Origin of the sequence: Pseudodonghicola sp., from assembly GCF_048268305.1 — a bacterium.
Classification (GTDB): Bacteria; Pseudomonadota; Alphaproteobacteria; order Rhodobacterales; family Rhodobacteraceae; genus Pseudodonghicola.
In genome coordinates, this window is record NZ_JBLWVT010000003.1 from 38,807 (window position 1) to 59,958 (window position 21,152).

A 21,152-nucleotide genomic window follows, 5' to 3' on the forward strand; every position below is an offset into this window, starting at 1 on the left:
TGGCAACCAGGATCTCCCCGACGAACGAAAATGTCATCAGGCCGGAAGCCGTCAGGTCCGGCAACGGAGAAGTCATGCCTGAGATCCAATCCACAATCGGAACAGCCCCTACGGGATCACGGGGGAACCCCAGCCATCGGATTTCGCGGATCGGTCCGCCCGCGCCGGCGGATCCGGAAGCCCCTTTCCGGGTCCGTCGGTCTCATCTGCAGAAGATGGAACTCGGAAAGTCACGTGGCAGTTCCCGGCTCTCCTTCGTGACGCGCCTGCACCGCAGGGCCGTGATGCAGGAGTTCTGGTGCGCCTCGATGGAAGAGGCCGAGGTGAAGAAGAACCTCGCGGCCCATCCCGGCGTGCTGAACTTCAAGGAGCAATTCACGCGTGTCGACTTCGTGGATCTGGACGGGGACGAGAGCTACACCAAGATTGACACCCACGTTCTGCTGGCCTCCGGTGAAGAGGTCCTGGTCTCGGTCAAATACGACGAGAAGGCCCGGCGCCCGTCCTATCTGGCCGAGGTCGCGAACATCGCGTCCCAGTGCTCGCGGGATGTCGCCGATCGGTTCGTGGTGCTGTCGCGCTATTCGTTCCACCCGGCGTGGCGGGACTGCGCCGAGAAAATTCACCTCGCACGGCGGGGCTGGGACCCGGAAGCCGATCGGATCGTCCTGGAGGCGGCGAACGACCTGCCGCCCCGGTTCACGCTGGATCGGTTGATCGAGGCCTCCCGGCTCGACAATCGGGCGTGGCGTGCGGCCGTCCGGCTCATCGGGGATGGCGACATTCGCAAACACCCGCTCGACCGGTTCGAGAGCGGCCTTGTCTGCGAGGTGGCGGCATGACCTATTTCGCGAGCATCAAGACAACGGATCGGGTCACCTTCAACGGGGCCGAGGTCAGCAGGATCAACCCGGTCAAGGATCGCGGCAGCGAGAGCGTCACGCATTATCTGCTGTCGGTTCAGAACCCTGACCATGGCGTGGATATCCGCAGGTTCCGGGCGGATGAGATTCCCCATCTGCTCGACAGCGAACTGCTGATCGTCGAGCGTGGCTATTACAGCCCGGCGCAGCAGATGGATCGGGCGATGTTCGGCACGGACGAGATGTTCGGTGCCACGAAGAAACGGCGGTCCCGCGTTGACCTGATCATGTTCCTGTGTCGGCGGATGGCTCACTACCGCGCGCGCGGCATGATCCTGACGCGCGACGGGGTTCAAGCCAGGCGTGCGGAGTTGGATCAAGAATACAAGATCTATCAGGCGCGTCGGGATTATGTGACAGAAACTGCGAATGCGACGCAGCGCCTGAAGCCGCTTCCCAGCAATGATGTTCTGCTTGAATACTATCGCAAGTTCCGAAAGGGCGATCAGAAGGCGGGGGTGTTTTGCCCTCCGCGCGCTCGATCGGTGGATTTGGGCGAGCAGGCGGTTGAAGATCAGAACTTCGTCCTGCGGTGCCTGCAACTGTATCTGAATCCGGCATTCTCCAAATCAGAAGTGGCGACAAATACCGTCTCGGAAGTCGAGAAGGAAAACGAGCGTCGCCGCGCCGCAGGCTTCCAGGTGCTGATCGACGTGAAGTCGGCCAGGACCTACGAGCGGTGGATCGACAAATACCTGGACCCGTTCACGGTCGCCGTCAAACGCGAGGGGCTGGCGAAGGCAAAGGCGAAATTCCGCAGCGTCGAGCAGGGCCTGACAGCCAGCTTTCCGGGGGAGTTGGTCATCTTCGACGCGTGGCAGGTTCATGTCCTGTCGCTGAACGTGTCGCGAGCGGCCTGGAACCGAATGACGCCCGAGCAGCGTGCCAAGGTGAAGCGCGTCCGCCGCTGGGTCGTCGTTGCGATCGATGTCGCCACGCGCATGATCCTGGGTTTCGCCTTCTGCCCTGCGCCGAACCAGGAAGCCTCGCTTGCCTGCCTGCGCATGTGCTTTGCGGACAAGACGCCGCTCCTCAGGGAGGTGGGGCTCAGCAAGTCTTCGTGGGACAACAGGGCCTATGTCCACATGGTCTCGACCGATTCGGGAAGCGAGTTCGGAAAAAGCCCTTTCGGTGGATCAAGGTTCGTCGAGGCGGTTCGGATCCTGTCCGGCTCTCTTCTGAATGCCGTGACCGGCGTGGCCGAGCTTCGCGCTCATATCGAGCGCCTGTTTCGTACATTCGAATTGAAATGGGCGCGGCATTTGCCGGGCTGGACGGCCGGGGCGGTCCATCTTCGAAACGATCGAAAACCTGGCGCCGAAGCCTGCCTCACGGATGACGACCTCCAACGCCTGTTCGTCGAATTCGTGGCCGACTACAACGCATCGCCCCACCGCGGCCTCGGAGGAGCGACACCATCCGGGACATGGGCGAAGCTGTCGAAACACGAGCAGTTCGATCTCTCCGCGCTGCCTGGGCCGCAGGCACTGCGTGAGGCCTGCGGCCGTTCCCATGCAGCTGGCGTCTCGGAAGCGGGCATCCGGTTCGAGGGGCTGACCTATTCGAACGAATTCATCCGCAACCAGCGCAGGGCGCCGGGCGTCGACAGGATCGCCCAGCCGGGTGAAAAGCTGGAGATCGTCGTCGACCCCGTGAACCTCGGGGCAATCTCGGTCGTTGCCAAGGACGAGCTGATCTCTGTTCCCTGCCTCGACGAGACCATGCGTGGCAAGTCCCTCGCCTGGTGGAAGGCGGAAAAGGCCCGGCGCAAGGCTGAAGCTGCGCCTGACGTCGCCGATCACGCCGAAGCCCGGTCGGAAGCCCGGGAGAGATGGCGCGGGGAGGCAAAAGCCATCGCGGATTCGGCCGGCATCACCATGGACGGTCGTAGCGACGAGGAGGTGGCGTGTCTTCGCAAGGAGTTGGAGTTCGGCAAGGGCGCGCATGAAGAGCCCTTTGTCGGCCGCGACGAGTATGTCGATCCGCTGCAGACCGGCTACGCGACCGGTTTCGATGAAAGCTCCACCGCATCCGTGCCCTCGCCCCCATCCGGGGACGATCCGCCGAACGCTCCGGTGGAGCCAATTCCCTCGATCGCTTCCGCTCGAACGGCGCGCGCCGCCGCCCGAAATCCTGACCCGGAGACATTCCATGACCACCAACGAAGCTCTGAGCGTGATGGAAAAAATCCGCGCCAATGCGGTCGCAACCACTGCCTTGGATACCTTCTTCTGTGAAACCGAGACCTACCGCATGATCCGCGAGCGGGTGTTCGGCGTCCTCGAGGCGCGGGAGATCCGGCTGGCGCGAGGGCTCTACGAACAGAAGGGGGCCGCCTTGATCGGCCCGGCCGGTAGCGGGAAGTCGACCATGATGGCACGGGTGATCCGTGAGTATGAGGAGGCGGCGGTCGCAACTGGCGGCCGCGCCTTCGGCCACAGGATCGTCAGTGCCATCGTGCCTGGCAAGGCGAGCGTGAAGGACACATGCTGCGCCATCCTCAGAGAAATCGGTTACCCAACCCGCAGCAACCGGACGGAGGACTACCTGATCGACTGTCTGCGGACACAGCTTCAGCATCATCGTATCGCGGCCATTCACCTCGATGAGGTCCAGGACGCAGGGCGTTATGCGACCGAGGAGACGATGTCTGCCTTCGCGAAGCGGTTCCGCAACCTGATGCAGGTCGGACCGTGGCCGGTCTCACTGATCATGACGGCGACGTTGGAGGCGAAGAAACTTATCAATCACGATCCGACACTGTCGCGGCGACTGCGCCCCGTCGAGATCCTGGCGATGACGCCCACAACCGATGGATCCGCTCTTCGAGGTGCCATGACAGAGCTCCTGAGGCGATCCGGCCTGACCGACGATGGCATGTTCAATCACGCAGAGTTCACGCCGCTCATGATGCACGCCGCAGCCTATCGGTTCGGTCTGGCCGTCGAGATCACGATCGAAGCGCTCTCGGAGGCCGTGGAAATGGCGGATGCTCGGGTCACTCTCGATCATTTCGCCGAGGCCTATTACGTCCGGACCAACTGCGACGACGAACTCAACCCCTTCCTGTCCGATCACTGGCGCGGGATCGATACGACCCGCGCCATGGATCGTTTCTATGAGGAGAAGAATGACGCGAAGAAGCCGCGCAAACGGAAGTAGTCAGCTTCCTTCCCCCTCAATCCGCTTGAAGGTCGCCCCCTGGGCGGCCTTTTTCTTTGCCTGCTCGCCGCGGGGGCATCAGGGCAGGTCGGGAAAACGATGTCGAAAGACGGGTTTTTTATGTTGGCAGGACGACATTTGGGATGTCGGATAAGATTCAATGCATTGACTATAAACAATATTATTTTGATCCAGAACAGCCTTTGGATGTCGAACGATAGTCAATGTACCATAAGTTTGCACGTTTTGGCGGTTTTCATGTGCCCCCTGTCAAGGGCGATCATTTCATCCTGCCTTGCCTAGGCCCATTTGGCGATTAGCGCCGCCGCTCGGCAGCGAGGCCGAGAAAGGTGCCGCTGACGATCAGCCCGGCGCCGATCAACGTGGCCGGTGCCGCGGCCTCGGCCAGCAGCATCCAGGACAGCGCGAAACCGAACAGCGGCTCGGTCCCCATCAGGAAGCTCACCCGCGTCGGGCTGCTGCGCCGCACTGCCGCATTCTGGATGTAGAAGGCCGTGATCGTGCAGAAAAGCGACAGGAAGGCCACCGCGCCCCAGAATCCCGCCCCTGCGGTGACAACCAGGCCGCCCGCCCCCTGCCGCGTGAGCAACAGCACCAGCGTCAGCCCGGTCACGGTGATTGCCTGCACTGCGGTCAGCGCGGCCGAGGACAGCGCGCGCCCCTCCATCAGCCGCTTGGTCGACACCACCATGATGGCGCGCAGGATCGCGGCGCCCAGCACCAGCAGATCGCCCGGCCCGGGCAGGGTCAGGCCGCCGGCAAGCAGGGCCACGCCGGCCACGGCAAGTCCGGCGCCCAGGACCACCGCCGCCGGCGGGAGCCGCCCCTGCAGTCCGAATTCCAGAAAGGGTGTGAAGATCGTGCAGAGCGAGATGATCAGCGCAGTGTTCGTCGCCGTGGTCAGGGCCACGCCCGAGGTCTCGGCCAGGAAGATCGCGCAGAGGATACCGCCCAGCACCGCGCCGGCCAGCAGATCGCGCCGGGGCGCCGCCGCCAGATCGCGCCAGGCGATCGCCGTCATCACCAGCGCCGTGACCAGGAAGCGGTAGAAGATCAGCAGCAGCACCGGCGCATCGGCCAGCGCCCCCTTGGCGACCGGATAGCTTGCCCCCCAGACGACCGCCACGCCCAATACGGCGAGATCGGCCCAGAGTGCCAGCCGTGCCGCTGAAATCCTCTCTGACGTTGCCATATCCCTGCCTTTGCGACGGCTCCCGTGTCGCTGCGGCCTAGGTCATCCGCCGCGCGGCGGGATAGAACGAAAGTGCGGTCTCAGCCGCGGGCATAAGCCGCGGGGGTGACGCCGACGATGGCGGCGAAATGGCGCCCCATGTGGCTCTGGTCGGCAAAGCCCGTCTCGGCGGCGGCCAAGGCTGGCGGCATGCCGTCGCGCAGCAGGTGCTTTACCCGCTCGATCCTTCGCTGGAGATGCCAGGCGTGGGGCGGCAGCCCGGTGGCCCGGTGGAAGGCGGCGATGGTCTGCCGGCGCCGCAACCCGGTGACGGCGCAGAGCTCGGCCAGTGTCACATTGTCGTCGAGCCGGCTGTCGAGATAGTCCAGCGCATCGGCGATGCGCCCGGTTGGCCCGGTGGTCGGCAGTGTCGCCTGTGGCATCAGGTGCCGCAGCAGCGCCCCCAGCAGGGTATCCAGGGCGACGTCCCGCGCCAGCGGCTGCGGCGCGTCATGCAGAACGCCGTGCAGGGTGGCGATCTGCCGCGCAAGTTCAGGGCGGCGATGGAAGGCGGCGCGGAAATCCAGCGTGCCGCGAGGCTCGCGATCAAGGATGTCGGACAGCAGCGCCCGCATCCCGGCCTCGGGGACATAGATCATCCGCTGCCGCCAGCCGGCTTCGCTGCCGGCGCCGCCGTGATGCACGTCACCCGGCCGCATGGTGACGACCGAGCCCTGCGGCACGCGGTTCATCTCTCCCCGGCACCAGACGGCATGCACGCCGCCGTCGATCACCCCGAGCAGATAGTCGTCATGCGCATGCGGCTTGAAGCTCTGCCGCAGGTAACGCGCGGCAAGCGTCTCGATGCCGTAAAGCTCGGGCAGGCGGCGCATCGTCGCCCGATCCTTTGCGTCACGCCGATCCGCCTGATCCGATCCCGCGTTTCGGCCTGGTCGATTGGCTGGGGGGCTCGGCATCATTCGTGGCCTGCTCCCGGGGGTGTGGCGATATCGGATTTTAACAGGATCAGCGGCCCTGCCGCTCCGCTGCGGTCGGAGGTGCCGGCCGACGGGGCGGGGGACAGCCGGTCGCGCGGACCCGGGAAGGGGGCAAGCGCCGCCGTCGTTGCCGCCTCGGCCGACCAGGTGCGGCTGCGCACCTCGGGTGCGACCGCCCAGGCGACGATCGGCGCCGCCGTCGCATCCTGCCCGGCCTCCCACAGCCGCAGGACGGTGTTCTGCCCCGGCGCGTGCAGCGTTGCATCGGCGGGGCGCGAGGCGCGGAAGCCCGCCGGGGCGGTGGCGCCGGCGTTCGGATGGCCGGTCAGATCCTGACGCAGCGCCGCCACCACCGAGACCACATCCGGGGCCGGAACCCTGAGCCAGCCATTTGCGATCAGCCGATCCGCGATCTGCGCCACGCTGAGGCCGGCAGAGACGGCGGAGACCGGCGGCAGCGCATCGCCGCCAAGGGTAACGACCTCGAGCGGGAGCCTGTCGGTGCCGATGGCGGCGGGCAGATCGGCGATCGCGGCCGGCGGCTCCAGGCTGCGTTCGGCCGGGCTCGGGCGGTGGTGGACGGCGACCCAGCCGGCGGCGCCGAAACAGGCGATCATCACCGCGATGCCGGTGACATGGCGCGCCGTGCCGACCGCGGGGCCGCGCCGCCGCACGCCTTCGGCGATGGCCAGGCCGATCACCATCCAGATGGTTCCGACGATCCAGCCGTTCAGCACGTCGGAGAGGTAATGTTCGATCAGGTAGATGCGTGTCAGGCCGATTCCGATGGCCAGGCCGACGCCGCCGACGATGGCGGTGGTCGGGCCGATCAGCCTTTCGCGCCAGAGCATCAGCGCCAGGCTGCCATAAAGCGCGACCGAGATCGCGGCGTGGCCGGAGGGGAAGCTGTTCGAGGTTTCGAGGAAATAGGCGAGCTCGGGCCGTTCACGGCCGAAGGCCAGCTTGAGCAGCGTCACGGTGAGCGAATTGCCCAGCACGGCGCCGGCCAGCCCGAATGCCGCCGCGCGCCGGCCAAAGAGCGCGAGGCCGGTGACCGTCCCCACCGCCACCAGCGCCGCCACCGGCACCCGCCCCAATTGGGTGACCCAGGCCGCCACCTCCAGCCCCAGGGGCGACCAATAGGCATGGGCAAGGTTCGAGACCCGCTGGTCAAGCTCTCCGGTGGCCGGCACCAGGGCCAGATCCAGTGTCCCATCGACCAGCAGGGCAATCAGATAGATCAGCAGGATGGCGATGCCGGTGGCGAGCAGGCCGCCGCCATGGCCGGGATCGAGCCTGTCGGCGATGAAATTCGCCGTTCGCGGATGCGCCATGCCGAAGCGCACCACCGGCGGCCAGGTGGCGACGCGCTGGCGCAGGGCGGTCAGCGTGGCGCGCAGCAAGGGCGCGCCACGGCGTGCCTGCCGGGTGATCGCCCAGGTCACCAGGATCACCGCCGCCAGCAGCCCGAGCGGCGGAATGAGCCGCGGCAGATAGGGGGTGAGCCGGGCCAGCACATCGCCGACCAGATAGCCGATCGCGACATGGACCAGCGCATAGACGATGCCGCTGATGATGTTCCAGATCACGAACCGGCGGCGATCCATTCCCGACAGGGCGGCGGCGAGGGCGGCCAGGCTCGCCACCGGGCCGAGAAACCGGCCGATCACCAGCGCCAGCGGCCCATGCCTGCGGATCAGCTCCTCGGCGCGGAAAAAGGCGCGGTTCTGTGGCAGCCGGATGCGGGCGCCCAGCCAGCGGCCGCTGTGCCAGCTCGCCTCGCCGCCCAGCATGGCGCCGATGGCGACGAACCAGGTGAGGTCGAAGAAATCGAGATGCCCCAGCCGGACCAGCGCGCCGCCGGCATCGACGACAAGCGTGCCCGGTGCCATCACCCCGGTGACCCACCAGCCTTCGAGAAAGGCGGCAAGGCCGACGATCCAATAGGACCAGATGCCGAAGGAATCGAGCGCGGGCAGGATATGAGAGGCGAAGGAGGACATCGGGCAGAAGCTCTTGTTCAAGGGGCATCGCTGTGGCGTGGGCACCTGCCCGGGGCGGCACGAGGAGGAGCAACGCCCCACGGCAGGGAGGAAACCTCCGCGTCGAAGGGGTTACAATTGCTCTATAGTTCGGAACAAGCGGTTCGACCACCGGATCGCTCGTGGTGCCGATCACGAAAGCGATGGGCCTGCCCGGCATCGGGGTCACGGGGCCGGCGAGGGCGCCGGCGGTTCCCTCCCGGGGCGCTCCGCGGTGCGCTCTGCCGCAGGTGGGCCCGGCAGCGGCGGAGAGGCATTGATCGCACTGCGGCCCTCGTGGCATTCCACGGGGAAATGGAGGACCGAGCATTGAGCAAGACCACCACCCGCGCCCGGGCAAGGCTGTTGCTGCCCTATCTTGTGACCGCGGCGCTTTTCTCGCTGGGGGCCTGGTCGCTCTATCGGCTGCTGGCGCCGGTGCATCTGGATGAGGTGATGGGGATGATCCGCGCCACCTCGGCCGGGGCCATCGCGCTGGCGCTGCTGTGCACGCTCGGCGGTTATGCGGCGCTGATCGGCTATGACTGGTCGGCGCTGCGCTATATCGGGCGCAAGCTGCCGTTTCCGGTGATCGCCGCCGGCGGCTTCCTGGGCTATGCCGTCGGCAATACGGTGGGCGCCGGACCGGTGACCGGGGGCGCGGTACGCTATCGGATCTATTCGGCGCTGGGCCTTTCGGCGCTGGATATCGCGGGGATTTCCGTCTTCGGTTCGATCGCCTTCGGCGTCGGCGTGATCAGCATCGGGATTGGCGCCCTGGCCTGGCATCCGCATGCGCTGGAGACGCTGATCCCCTGGCCGGCGCCGATGGTGCGCTGGGGCGGTATCGTGTTCCTCGCCACCTGCCTGGGGCTGTTGCTGGCGCTGTCGCTGCGCGGCGGATCGCTGACGGTGCGGGGGCTGACGCTGCGCGCGCCGGCGCCGGGTCTGATGGCGGGGCAATTCGTGTTCACCGCCGCCGAAACCCTGTTCTCGGCGCTCGCGCTCTATCTGCTGCTGCCGTCGGACGGGGTGGGGTTTGCCACCTTCCTCGCGGTCTTCGCGGTTGCGGTGATGGCCGGGGTGGTGTCGCATGTGCCGGGTGGTATCGGCGTCTTTGAAACCGTGATCATCGCCGCGCTGCCCCCCACGGTGCAGGTGGGCGAGGCGGCCGCCGGGCTGCTGTTGTTCCGCCTGATCTATTATCTGGTGCCCTTCGCGCTGGCGCTGATCCTGCTGGCGCTGGCCGAATTGCGGATGGCCTCCGGCCCGGTCCGCGCGATGCTCGCCCCGGTGTTTCGTGCGATCAGCGCGCTCAGCCCGCTGGCGATGGCGGCGATGGTCTTTGCCGCCGGCGCCATGATGATGATCGCCAGTCTGATCCCGCCGACCAATGCCTGGGCCGAACGGCTGGAGCTGGTCCTGCCGCTCACCTTCATCGAGGGCGGCGCATTGATGTCGAGCGCGCTGGGCGCCTGCCTGCTGGTGATCGCGCATGGGTTGCTGGCGCGGCTCGAGGGGGCCTGGTGGCTTTCCATGGTGGTGCTGGTGGCCGGCGCGGTCGCCAGCCTGGCGCATGGGCTCGATTACGACCGGGCGGCGCTCCTCGCGCTTGCCGCCCTGGCGCTGTTGCCGACGCGGCGCGAATTCTACCGGGCGACGCGGTTGACCCGGAATATCCTGAGCCTGCGCTGGAGCCTGCTGTTGCTCTGCCTCGGGGGAACCTTGCTGGCGGTGCTCTTCTTCTCGCACAAGGCGACGCCCTACAGCAACGATCTGTGGTGGCAGTTCGCCTCGGACAAGACGGCGCCGCGGGCGCTCAGGGCGGCGCTGGTGGGGTTGGTGGTGATCGGCCTCTTGCTGCTGCGCTATGCCCTGCGGCCGGCGCGGCTGGCCGAGGTTCTGCCGACGGCGGAGGATCTGGCGCGCGCCGAGACCATCGTGCGGGCCGGAACCGACCCCGAGGCGAATGTGGCGCTGACCGGCGACAAGTCGCTGCTGTTCTCCTCCAGCGGTGAAAGCTTTCTGATGTATCGCGCCCAGGGGCGAAGCTGGGTGGCGCTGCACGAACCCGTCGGTCGGCCTGACGAGATTGCCCCGCTGGCCTGGGAATTCCATGACGCCGCCTATGCCGCCAACGCGCGGCCGGTGTTCTATTCGGTATCGGGTGACAGCGCGCCCATCTGGATCGACATGGGGCTGGTGCTGCACAAGCTGGGAGAAGAGGCGATCGTCGATCTCGGGGCTTTCAGCCTCGAGGGCAGTTCGCACAAGCGGTTGCGGACGACGCATAACCGGGCGCTGCGCGACGGGCTGGGGTTCGAGGTGCTGCAACCACCCCATGCGCCAGAGCTGCTGGTCGAGCTCAAGGCGATCTCGGACGCTTGGCTCGCGGCCAAGTCGGGGGGCGAAAAGGGGTTTTCCGTGGGCGCCTTCGATCCCGACTATCTGAACCGGACGCCGATCGCCCTGATCCGTTACCAGGGCCGGGTCGTCGCCTTCGCCAACCTCTGGGTGACCGACCGCAAGCGGCGCGCCACGATCGACCTGATGCGCCATGTGGACGATGCGCCTTCGGGGGTGATGGAATTCCTGTTCATCGAGCTGTTGCTGCACTTCAAGGCAGAGGGGGCACGCGGAATTCAGCCTGGGCAACGCGCCGCTCTCGGGGCTGGAGGCGCGGCGGGGCGCCCGGCTGAGCACCCAGCTGGGGGCGCTGGTCTATCGCCACGGCGGGCAATTCTATAATTTCGAGGGGCTGCGCGCCTTCAAGGAAAAGTTCGATCCTGAGTGGCAACCGATCTATGTGGCGGTGCCGCCGCGGGCCAATCTGGTGGCGGTGGCCGCCGATCTTGTCGCGCTGATCGGCGGCGGGGTCACCAAAAGCCTGAAGACCCGGCAGGACTAGGCCCCGTCCTCACCGTGCCCGCCCAGGAACTTGGCCCAGGAACTTGGCCAAGGGAATTGACTTGGGGATTTTGGGTGTGGGGGCTGGACCCGTTGCGCCAGCCCCCACACCTTGCAGCGCCTTGCCTGACGGATGCCCGTCAGGTGTCGGCGCGGGGGAGACCCAGTTTGCGTTCCAGCTCGGCCCGCGCATCGGCCTGCGCCGCGATGGTTCGCAGCTTGACCGGGCCGAAGCCGCGGATCGCCTCGGGCAGCTTCAGGAAGGCCAGCCAATCCGCCGCCGTCTCGGGCGTCAGGGTGGTTTCCAGCCGGTCCAACGCGGTTTCATAGTCGCGGATCAGCCTGCGCTCGATCTTGCGGTCCTCGCCCCGCCCGAAGGGGTCGAAGGCGGTGCCGCGCAGCCCCTTCAGCTTGGCCAGAAGGCCGAAGCTGCGCAACATCCAGGGACCGTATTCGCGTTTGCGCGGCTCGCCGGTGACGGGATCGGGTTTCGCCAGCAAGGGTGGCGCCAGATGCACCGTCAGCTTCTTCGGCATCTCGAAGGTTTCGGCCAGCGCCTGCCGGAAGGCTGGATCGGCATAGAGCCGGGCGACCTCGTATTCGTCCTTGTAGGCCAGCAGCTTGGCATAGTTCCAGGCGACCGCCCGGGCCAGATCCTGCTGGCCGGGCAGCAGCTGCGCCTCCAGCGCCCGCACCCGTTCCACCCGGTCGGCATAGCGTTTCGCCAGGGTCGCGTTCTGATAGGCGGTCAGATGGGCCGAGCGATGGGCGACAAGCTGCGCCAGCGTCTGCGGCAGCACCGGCACCGCCGGCTGCTCTGCCGGGCTGGTCAGCGCGGCGATCACCGCGGGCCGTTCGGCGGCGACACGACCCCAGCCGAAGGCGCTCAGGTTCCGGGCGATCGCCACGCCATTCAGCCGGATCGCCTGTTCCAGCGCCTCGCGGTCCAGCGGGATCAGCCCTTTCTGCCAGGCGAATCCCAGCAGGAAGGGGTTGGCATAGATCGCGTCCCCCAAGAGCGCCTCGGCCAGGCGGGACGAAGCAGTGGGCAGCACCGCCTCCTCTCCCAGCATCAGCGACAGCGAGGTCAGCATCGGCTGGCTTTCCTGTTTCTGGTCGGGGTCGAGCGCGAAGCTCGCCAGCGGGGTGAGGTGATCGTTCAGCACCGCACGGGTGCGACCATGGCCGTAAAGCTTCATCGCGTCGGCGCCGGCGGCCACCACCATGTCGCAGCCGATCACCAGATCGGTATGCCCCGCCGGAATGCGGGTGCCGTGCAGCGCCGCGGCATCGGGGCCCAGCCGCACGTGGCTGGTCACCGCGCCGTTCTTCTGCGCCAGCCCGGTCTGGTCGAGCACCGAGGTGCCATAGCCCGACAGATGCGCCGCCATCCCCAGCAGCGCGCCGATGGTCACCACGCCGGTGCCGCCGATGCCGGTGACGAGGATGTTGTAATCTCTGGTCAATGTCGGCAGGGCGGGGTCCGGCAGGCTGGCGAGCGCCTGCTCCAGCGCGCCGCTGGTGTCGGTCTTGGCGGTGTCGGGTTTCTTCGGCTCGGCGCCATGCACCGTCACGAAGCTGGGGCAGAAGCCGTTGACGCAGGAGAAATCCTTGTTGCAGCTCGATTGGTCGATCTGCCGCTTGCGGCCGAACTCGGTTTCCAGCGGGCGCACCGCGACGCAGTTGGATTTCACCCCGCAATCGCCGCAGCCTTCGCAGACGGCGGGGTTGATGAAGATGCGTTTGGCCGGATCGGGAAAGCTGCCGCGCTTGCGCCGGCGCCGCTTCTCGGCCGCACAGGTCTGATCGTAGAGGAGGACCGAGGTGCCCTCGACCTCGCGCAGCTCGCGCTGCACCGCGTCCAGCTCCTCGCGTGGGCGGATGGTCACCCCCTCGGCCCAGGGGGTCGCGGACGGATAGGCCGCGGGGTTATCGCTGACCACGACGATGGTCTTCACGCCTTCGGCCGCGACCTGCCTCGTGATGCCCCAGGGCGTCTGCGGCTTGTCCGAGGGTTGGCCGCCGGTCATCGCCACCGCGTCGTTGAACAGGATCTTGTAGGTGATGTTCACCCCCGCCGCGACGGCGGCGCGGATCGCCAGCGAGCCCGAGTGGCAATAGGTGCCGTCGCCCAGGTTCTGGAACACGTGCTTATCCTTGGAAAACGGCGCCTGGCCGATCCATTGCGCCCCTTCGCCGCCCATCTGGGTAAAGCTTTCGGTGCGCCGGTTCGGCATCAGCAGTGCCATGGTATGGCAGCCGATGCCGGCGAAGGCGCGGCTGCCCTCCGGCACCTTGGTCGAGGTATTATGCGGGCAGCCGGCGCAGAACCAGGGCATCCGCGGCCCGGTGGCCGGGGCGGGCAGCGGCTCGGATTGCAGCGCGCGTTCCAGCCGCACCCGCAGTGCCTCGGGCGCCTCGGTGCGCAGCAGGCCGGCCAGCAGGCGGCCGACCAGCTGCACCGACAGCTCGCCCTCGGCCGGGAACAGCGGCTGGCCGCCGCGGTCGTGCTTGCCGAGGATCTGCGGCCGGTCGTCCTGCTCATAGAGAATGCGGGCGACCTGATCCTCGATCAGCGGGCGTTTCTCCTCGATCACCAGCAGGGTGTCGTGCCCCTTGGCGAAGTCCTTGACCCCCTCGGGTTCCAGCGGCCAGGTCACCGCCGGTTTGAAGATGCTGATCCCCAGCGTGTCGAGCGCGGCGGCATCAAGACCCAACTCGTCCAGCGCCCCCATCAGGTCGGCCCAGGACTTGCCGGCGGCCACGATCCCCAGCCGGCGGGCCGGGGCGGCATGGGTCACCCGGTTCCAGCCGTTGGCGCGGATATAGGCCAGCACGGCGGGCATGCGGATCTGTACCAGCCGCTTTTCCTGATCCAGCGCCCAGTCAGGGTGGCGGATATGCACGCCCTCTTCCGGCAGGGTGAAATCCTGGGGCGCGACAAAGTTCTGCGCCAGCGGGTCGACGGTGACCGAGGCAGAGCCTTCGACGATATCGGTGATGCATTTCATCCCGACCCAGACCCCGGCATAGCGCGACAGCGCGAAGGCCATCAGGCCGAAGTCCAGATATTCCTGGATCGAGGCGGGATCGAACACGGGGATGCCGGCGGCGATCAGCCCCGGTTCGCTTTGATGTGCGATGGTCGAGGATTTGGCGACCGGGTCGTCGCCGAACAGCACCAGAACCCCGCCGTGGGGCGAGGTGCCCGCCAGGTTGCCGTGCTTGAACACATCGCCCGATCGGTCCACCCCCGGCCCCTTGCCGTACCAGATGCCGAAGACGCCATCGTAATCCGATCGTCCGCCCAGGCCGACCTGCTGGGTGCCCCAGATGGCAGTGGCAGCCAGATCCTCGTTCAGCCCGGGCTGGAACTTGATCTGCGCCGCGCTCAGGTGCTTTTCGGCCTTCCACAGCGCCATGTCATAGGTGCCCAGCGGCGAGCCGCGATAACCCGAGATGAAGCCGGCGGTGTTCAGCCCGGCGATCACGTCGCGGTCGCGTTGCAGCATCGGCAGCCGTGCCAGCGCCTGGGCGCCGGTCACGAAGACGCGGCCCCGGTCGAGGGTGTATTTGTCGTCGAGCGTGACGTCCTGCATCAGCATGGTTTGGATTCCTCTCGGTATAGGGTGCGCACCGACAGCCCGGCGGCCTGCCGGTCCCAGACGGGGGGCGGCGCGCCGGCCTCGCGCAATTCGGTCTTGCGGATCTTGTTGGTGTTCGACCGCGGCAGGCTGTCGCGCAGGTCGATGTAGCGGGGGATCATGTAATGCGGCAGCAGCCCGGCCAGATGGCAGAGCAGTTCGACGGGATCGACCGTCGCCCCGGCACGCGGCACGAGGCAGAGCTTGATGTCGTCGTCCCCCTCGAAGCTCGAGGCGACGCCGACGGCGGCGGCCTCGGCCACGCCCGGATGGCGCAGCGCGGCGGCCTCGATCTCGAAAGAGGAGATATTCTCGGCCCGCCGGCGGATGCGGTCCTTGACCCGGTCGGCAAACCACAGGTTGCCGTCCCGATCCAGCCGGCCCATGTCGCCGGTGTGAAGCCACAGGTTGCGCCAGGCGTCGACGGTGGCCTCGGCCATGCCGTGATAGCCTTGGAAGGTGATCCAGGGCAGCCGCGGCCGCACCAGGATCTCGCCAGTGCGGCCCAGGGGCAGCTCTTCGTCGCTGTCGGGATCGGCGATCCGCAGGTCATAGAATTCGCTGACCTTGCCGCAACTGCCGCGCGGGCTGTCGGCATCGGCCCAGGCGACGATGCCGATTTCGGTCATGCCCCAGCATTCCATCCCTTCGAGCCCGAAGCGGGCCTCGAAATCCTCGGCGATCTGGCGCGGGAAGGGGGCGCTCAGCACCCGGCGGACGGTGTTTTGCGCGTCATGGGGCGTGGGCGGGGCGGCATGGATCATCTCGATCATCGGGCCGTGGCCATAGGCCAGCGTGGCGCCGAACTGGCACAGCCGTTCCGACCAGCGCGCCGGGTCGAACTGGCGGTCCAGCACGATGCGGGCGCCGGCGATCAGCGTGCCGTAGATCGCCATGAACTTGCCCGCCATGTGAAAGAGCGGGTGAAAGCAATAGGAGGTGTCCTCGGCCGTCATGCCGAAGCGGCGCACGGTCTCGGTCGCGGTCAGGTAGTTCTGCGCATGGGTCAGGATCACCGGTTTCGCCGGCCCGGTGGTGCCCGAGGTGAAAAGGATCGAGGCCGCATCACGCCCGCGCACCGGCTGCGGCGGGGTGACCAGCGGCGGGGCAGAGAGCAGATCCTGCCAACGGGTTGCGCCGGCGGGGGCCTCGCCCGCCACGATCAGCCGGATGATGCCGGCGGCGGCCAGATCGACCTCGGCCAGCGCCGGCAGATAGGCGGCCTCGACGATCATCACTCGCGCCTCGCAGGCGGTCAGCGCATGGGTCAGCGGCTGGCCGCGATAGGCGGTGTTCAGGCAGACCTCGACCGCGCCGAGATGACCAAGCGCCAGCCAGGCGGTGATCGCCTCGGGCCCGTTGGGCAGCATGACCACCACGCGATCGCCGGGGCCGATGCCTTCGGCCAGCAGGCCGCCGGCGACCCGCTGCGCCAGGTCATGGGCGGCGCCATAGGTCAGGCTGGGGCCGTCCACGAAATCCATGAAGATCCGGTCCGGATCGCTCCCGGCCCGGTCGGCAAGCGCGCGACCGAGGGTCCAGGTATCTTGCTGTGATGTCATCGGGTCATCCACCGCTGGATTGGACAGGGCCGGGGCTGGCGCCCCGGCCCGCAGGGCTCAGGGTCGCATGAACTTGCCGTCGCGGATCACCGCCGGCTGCATCGCCTCGCTGGTCCAGCCCTCGTGGTCGTCGGGGCCATAGCAGCCGAAGCCCTCGGTATAGGCGTCGATCTTGCAGACGGTTTCCAGCGCGTCGCGCAGCGCCGGGCCGGTCAGATCGCCCTCGACCTTCTGCGCGGCGGCGATGATGGCGTGATAGGCATTGGCGGCGATGATCTCGCCAAAGCCCTGCGGCGGGGTGCCGGCGGCGCTCAGCAGATCGGCGAAGCCCTTCAGCTCGGGCGTCGGATCGGCCCAGTTGGCGATCATGATCAGATGCACGCCCTCGCCCGCGGGGCCGGAGGCGTCGATGAAGCTTTGTTGTGCCAGCGCGCCCTGCGCCCAGATCGGTGCCTCAAGCCCGACCTGCTTGGCCGCCCGCACGAAGGAGGCGCCAAGCGCCGGGGCCGAGGCCTGGATCAGCACCACATCGGGTTCGGCGTTGCGGATGCGGGTCGCCTGCGGCGTCACATCGGTGGCCGAGAGCGGCGCCGAGACGGAGGCGACCAGTTCGATCCCCAGCGCGGCGGCGTCATGGTCCAGCCGGTCGTGCATGCCCTTGCCATAGGCGTCTTCCTGATAGAACAGCGCCACCTTCTTGGCGCCGCCGGCCAGCGCGCGCTTCAGGAAGGCCTCGCCGATCAGCGTGTCGCTGGGCAGGGTGCGGAAGACCCAGGGAAAGAACTTCTGGTCCTTCGAGACCACCGCATCGGTGCCGTTGGGGGCCAGCACCGGCACCTGCGCCTGCGCCGCGATCGGGCCGGCGGCCAGCGTGCCGCTGCCGATGGTGGAGCCGATCACCGCCTGCACCTTTTCCTGCATCGTCAGCTGGCGCATGCCGCGGGCGGCCTCGGTCGGGTTGGTGGCATCGTCATAGATGAACAGCTGGACCGGATGGCCGTTCACTCCTCCTTGCGCGTTGGTCTGGGCGGCCAGTGCCAGAACCGCGTCGCGTTCGGGAATGCCGAAGGGCGCCGCCGGGCCGCTGAGGCTGAGCAGCAGGCCGATCTTGAGCGGCGCCTTTTCTTCGGCGGCGAGCGGGCCGGTGGCGATCACTGCGGCCGCCGTGGCGGTGCCGAGCGCGCGCAGCGCCCGGATCAGAGTCTGTTTCATGGGTCTCCTCCCTGAAGAAATGTCACGCTTGGCGCGACGGGTCGTTGTTAAGCCAGTCGAGAATCTCCGCCCGGTCGGCGTCGAGCGCCGGCGGGTCGCGCCGCAGCCGGGCGGGGGTGTCTGACAGGGTCAGCGGGTTGCCCACCAGCCGCACCTGCTCTCCTCCGGGCAGGGTGGCGTCGATCAGCAATCCGTTGGCGGCGATCTGCGGATGCGCCAGCGCCTCGGCCAGGCTTTGCGCCGGGGCGCAGAGCAGATCCTGCGCGGCGACGCGGGCATGCGCCTCGGCCGTGCTCAGGGCGCGGAAGGCATCGCCCAGCAGCGCCCGGATCTCTTCCCGGTGCTGGCGCTGATCCTCCGGCGTCGCCAGATGCGGCGCGGTGCTGGCGTCGGGCAGATCCAGCGCCTGACAGAGCAGCCGCAGCGGGTTCTCGCGGAAGAAGCCCAGCACGGTCAGAAAGCCGTCGCGGGTCTCGAACACGAAGTTCGGCGCCAGATCGAACCATTTGGTGGTGGTCCCATGCATCAGCGTGGTGGCGGCCTCGAGGCTCTGGATCGCCACCGCGGTGTCGAGCAGGTTGATCGCCACCCGTTGGCCCTGGCCGGTCTTCTGTCGGCCGAGAAGCGCCAGCAGGATGCCCTGCACCAGCGTCTGACCCGAGGCATAGTCGATCGCCGGCGGGTTGACGAAATGCGGCAGCCCGTCGGCACCGGCGGATTCGCGCGCCATCCCCGACAGCGACTGGATGATCAGATCCTGACCGCCCGCCTTCGACAAGGGCCCGGTTTCGCCAAAGCCCGAGGCCCAGGCATAGATCAGCCGCGGGTTCAGCGCGCGCAGCGTCTCGTATCCGATCCCCAGCCGCTCGGCCACGCCGGGGCGGAAGTTGTGGATCAGCACGTCGGCGCGGGCCAGCAGGCCCATCAGCATCGCCATATCCTCGGCCGATTTCGCATCGAGCGCGATCGAGCGCTTGTTGCGGTTGGCGGCGGCGAAATGGCTGCTCATCATCCCCTTCTGGACCGAGGCGGGGTCGGAGCTGCGCAATACCTCGCCGCTGCCGGCACGTTCCACCTTGATCACGTCGGCACCGAAATCGCCGAGGATCTGGGCGGCGAGCGGGCCTTGATAGACCTCGCTCATGTCGATGACGAGAAGCCCGTCGAGAACTCCCTTATCCATCCTCACCGCCTCAGTCCGACAGGACATGCTTGGCGACGATCAGCCGCTGGATTTCATTGGTGCCCTCGTAGATCTGGGTGATCTTGGCGTCGCGCATCATCCGCTCGACCGGATAGTCGCGCAGATAACCATAGCCGCCATGCAGCTGCACCGCGTCCACCGCCACCGACATCGCCGCATCGGAACAGGCGGCCTTGGCCATCGAGGCGAGCTGGCGCGCCTCGGGTTGCTCGCGCAGCGAGAAGTCGACCGCGCGATAGAGCAGGGCGCGGGCGCTTTCGACCCGGATGGTCATGTCGCCGATCTTCTCCTGGATCAGCTGATAGCGCGCTAAGGGCTTGCCCATCGACTTGCGTTGCTTGACATAGGCCACCGCCTGATCCAGCGCGCCCTGCGCCACGCCAAGCGCCTGACCGGCGATCACCGGGCGCGAATGGGTCAGCGACCGGCTCATCCGCGCCATGCCGCCGGTCGGCCCGCCGACCACGCGGCCCAGCGGAATGCGGCAATTGTCGAAGATCACATCGGCGGTGGGGGAGCCCTTGAGCCCCATCTTCTGCTCGTTCTCGCCAAAGCTGATGCCGGGATCGTCGCGGTGCACCATGAAGACGCCGAATTCATCGCCCTCGGTACGGGTGACGACCAGATACCAATCGGCCCAGCCGGCATTGGTGATGAACCGCTTGGTGCCGTTCAGCACCCATGTGTCGCCCTCGGCCACCGCGCGGGTGGTCATGCCGGCCATGTCGGTGCCGCCCTGCGGTTCGGTGATGCACCAGGCGGTCTTCAGCTCGCCGGCGGCGACCGGTGGGATGATCTGCCGCTTCAGTTCTTCGGACCCATCGCGGACCAGCGGGTCGAGCGTGCCCCAGCCCAGCGTCATCGTCAGCGCCGAAGACGAGCAGACCCGTCCCATTTCCTCGACCGCGATGACCTGCGCCATCAGATCGCCGCCGCCGCCGCCGTATTCCTCGGGCAGGCCCAGACCCAGCAGGCCGGTGTCGCGGAAGATCGCGAATTGGGCCTCGGGCGGGCCGCCGGTGCGGTCAAGCTCGGCCGCCAGCGGTTCGATCTTGTCGCGCGCGATGCGTCGCACCGTGTCGCGGAACGCTTGGTAGGTATCCCAGTTCTGTGCCATCTCGTTCATCTCTCTCCTCCTCGATCAGACCGTCTTGGCCTTGGGTGTTTGGCTGGCTTTCGGCGCGCGCCGGGGCGGCCATTCCAGACTGCGGGTCCTGGCCTGGGCATTGGCCTCGACCAGGGTGGCGACCTCGGCGGCAGGCAGGCCGGCCTTGGTCAGCACCTCTGCCGTGCGGTCGGCCATGTCGATGGCGGGAAAGGGCGCGCTGTCGCCATCGAACTTCGGGGCCAGCGGCACGGTGGTCGGCGCCTGGCCCAGCCGGTGGCGCGCTTGCGGATCGCTGGCGATCTCCTCGGGGGAGAGCACCGGCGTCACGCAGGCCTCGGCCCCGTCGAAACGCGCGGCCCAGTCGTCGCGGCTGCGGCTGGCGAAGGCGGCGGTCAGCCGTGCCTCGAGCGCGGGCCAGAGATCGGGGTCCATGTGATAGGGCACCGGGTCGTCGAAGCCGAGCACGCGCCACAGGTTGGCGAAGAAGGCAGGCTCCAGCGCGCCCACCGCCATATGGCCGCCATCGGCGCAGGCATAGCAGCGGTAGAAGGGGGCGCCGCCGTCCAGCAGACCCTTGCCGCGCGCCGGCATGAAGTCGCTGCCCCACATGTCGGCGTGCATTCCCATCATCGACAGGCAGCCGTCCATCATCGCCGCATCGACATGGCGGCCGCGTCCGGTCGCCTGGCGCGCCACCAGCGCGGCGAGGATGCCGGCCACCGCGAAGAGGCTGCCACCGGCGAAATCGGCGATCAGGTTCAGCGGCACCGTGGGCGGCGCATCGGCCGGACCCAGCGCCCCCAGCACGCCGGCGGCGGCGAGATAGTTGATGTCATGCCCGGCCTCCTGCGCCCGTGGGCCGTCCTGGCCGTAGCCGGTGAGCGAGCAGTAGACCAGCGCCGGGTTGATCGCCGAGAGTTCGGCATAGCCGGCGCCCAGCCGGTCGGCGACGCCGGGGCGGAAGCCCTCCATCACCACATCGGCGGTTTCGATCAGCCGGTGCAGGGCGCGGCGGCCGCTGTCCTGTTTCAGATCGAGCCGGATCAGCGTCTTGCCGCGGGCGAAGACCGGGGCGACGCCGGCATCGCCACCGGCGCCGACGGTGATCACCTCGGCCCCCATGTCGGCCAGCAGCATGGTGGCATAGGGGCCGGGCGCCAGTCGCGACAGGTCGATGACGCGGATGCCGGTCAGCGGGCGGGGGGAGGATGTCGTCATG

14 protein-coding genes are annotated in these 21,152 nt (G+C 67.7%); 5 read left to right on the top strand and 9 right to left on the bottom strand.

What is annotated here, in order from left to right; genetic code table 11:
- The first annotated feature begins 257 nt into the window (after positions 1-257).
- The 3 genes from ACN0V4_RS05935 to ACN0V4_RS05945 are packed head-to-tail and all read left to right on the top strand — an operon-like array spanning position 258 to position 4,085.
- The gene (locus tag ACN0V4_RS05935) at positions 258-842 is read left to right on the top strand and encodes a hypothetical protein (protein WP_417674000.1); all 585 of its coding nucleotides are present in this window, start codon (positions 258-260) and stop codon (positions 840-842) included.
- The gene (locus ACN0V4_RS05940; protein WP_417674002.1) at positions 839-3,160 is read left to right on the top strand and encodes a hypothetical protein; all 2,322 of its coding nucleotides are present in this window, start codon (positions 839-841) and stop codon (positions 3,158-3,160) included. The genes ACN0V4_RS05935 and ACN0V4_RS05940 overlap by 4 nt, the downstream gene beginning before the upstream one ends.
- Positions 3,075-4,085, top strand: a complete 1,011-nt coding sequence (locus ACN0V4_RS05945) for an ATP-binding protein (RefSeq protein WP_417674004.1) — start codon at positions 3,075-3,077, stop codon at positions 4,083-4,085. Before ACN0V4_RS05940 ends, ACN0V4_RS05945 begins: the two co-directional genes overlap by 86 nt.
- Before the next feature lie 316 nt (positions 4,086-4,401).
- Here the strand turns inward: ACN0V4_RS05945 and ACN0V4_RS05950 are convergent, their stop codons facing one another.
- From ACN0V4_RS05950 to ACN0V4_RS05960, 3 genes are all read right to left on the bottom strand, one after another.
- Entirely contained in the window at positions 4,402-5,298 is an 897-nt protein-coding gene (locus ACN0V4_RS05950) for a DMT family transporter (RefSeq protein ID WP_417674006.1), read from the bottom strand.
- Positions 5,299-5,378: 80 nt separating this feature from the next.
- The gene (locus tag ACN0V4_RS05955; RefSeq protein ID WP_417674008.1) at positions 5,379-6,170 is read right to left on the bottom strand and encodes an AraC family ligand binding domain-containing protein; all 792 of its coding nucleotides are present in this window, start codon (positions 6,168-6,170) and stop codon (positions 5,379-5,381) included.
- Positions 6,171-6,253: 83 nt separating this feature from the next.
- Positions 6,254-8,278 (bottom strand): bifunctional DedA family/phosphatase PAP2 family protein, encoded by a 2,025-nt coding sequence (locus ACN0V4_RS05960; RefSeq protein WP_417674010.1) that lies wholly within the window; start codon positions 8,276-8,278, stop codon positions 6,254-6,256.
- A 348-nt stretch (positions 8,279-8,626) separates the two neighbouring features.
- Between ACN0V4_RS05960 and mprF the strand changes: the two genes are divergently transcribed.
- Positions 8,627-11,044, top strand: coding sequence for a bifunctional lysylphosphatidylglycerol flippase/synthetase MprF (gene mprF / locus ACN0V4_RS05965; RefSeq protein WP_417674012.1), 2,418 nt, complete (start codon positions 8,627-8,629; stop codon positions 11,042-11,044).
- Complete coding sequence (locus ACN0V4_RS05970; RefSeq protein ID WP_417674828.1) at positions 10,968-11,204, top strand: phosphatidylglycerol lysyltransferase domain-containing protein; 237 nt, start codon at positions 10,968-10,970, stop codon at positions 11,202-11,204. Before mprF ends, ACN0V4_RS05970 begins: the two co-directional genes overlap by 77 nt.
- A 139-nt stretch (positions 11,205-11,343) precedes the next feature.
- On the opposite strand, the gene ACN0V4_RS05975 is transcribed toward ACN0V4_RS05970, so the two are convergent.
- The 6 genes from ACN0V4_RS05975 to ACN0V4_RS06000 are packed head-to-tail and all read right to left on the bottom strand — an operon-like array spanning position 11,344 to position 21,151.
- Positions 11,344-14,808 (bottom strand): indolepyruvate ferredoxin oxidoreductase family protein, encoded by a 3,465-nt coding sequence (locus tag ACN0V4_RS05975; protein WP_417674014.1) that lies wholly within the window; start codon positions 14,806-14,808, stop codon positions 11,344-11,346.
- On the bottom strand, positions 14,802-16,409 hold the full coding sequence (locus tag ACN0V4_RS05980; RefSeq protein WP_417674016.1) for an AMP-binding protein: 1,608 nt from the start codon (positions 16,407-16,409) through the stop codon (positions 14,802-14,804). The genes ACN0V4_RS05975 and ACN0V4_RS05980 overlap by 7 nt, the downstream gene beginning before the upstream one ends.
- 57 nt (positions 16,410-16,466) lie before the next feature.
- Positions 16,467-17,621 carry an ABC transporter substrate-binding protein gene (locus ACN0V4_RS05985; protein WP_417674018.1) on the bottom strand — a complete coding sequence of 385 codons (1,155 nt, stop codon included), beginning with the start codon at positions 17,619-17,621 and terminating at the stop codon, positions 16,467-16,469.
- Between the two features lie 22 nt (positions 17,622-17,643).
- Complete coding sequence (locus tag ACN0V4_RS05990; RefSeq protein WP_417674020.1) at positions 17,644-18,804, bottom strand: CaiB/BaiF CoA transferase family protein; 1,161 nt, start codon at positions 18,802-18,804, stop codon at positions 17,644-17,646.
- Positions 18,805-18,814: 10 nt separating this feature from the next.
- Positions 18,815-19,951, bottom strand: coding sequence for an acyl-CoA dehydrogenase family protein (locus ACN0V4_RS05995; RefSeq protein ID WP_417674022.1), 1,137 nt, complete (start codon positions 19,949-19,951; stop codon positions 18,815-18,817).
- 15 nt (positions 19,952-19,966) lie between these two features.
- Entirely contained in the window at positions 19,967-21,151 is a 1,185-nt protein-coding gene (locus ACN0V4_RS06000; RefSeq protein WP_417674024.1) for a CaiB/BaiF CoA transferase family protein, read from the bottom strand.
- Position 21,152: the final 1 nt, after the last annotated feature.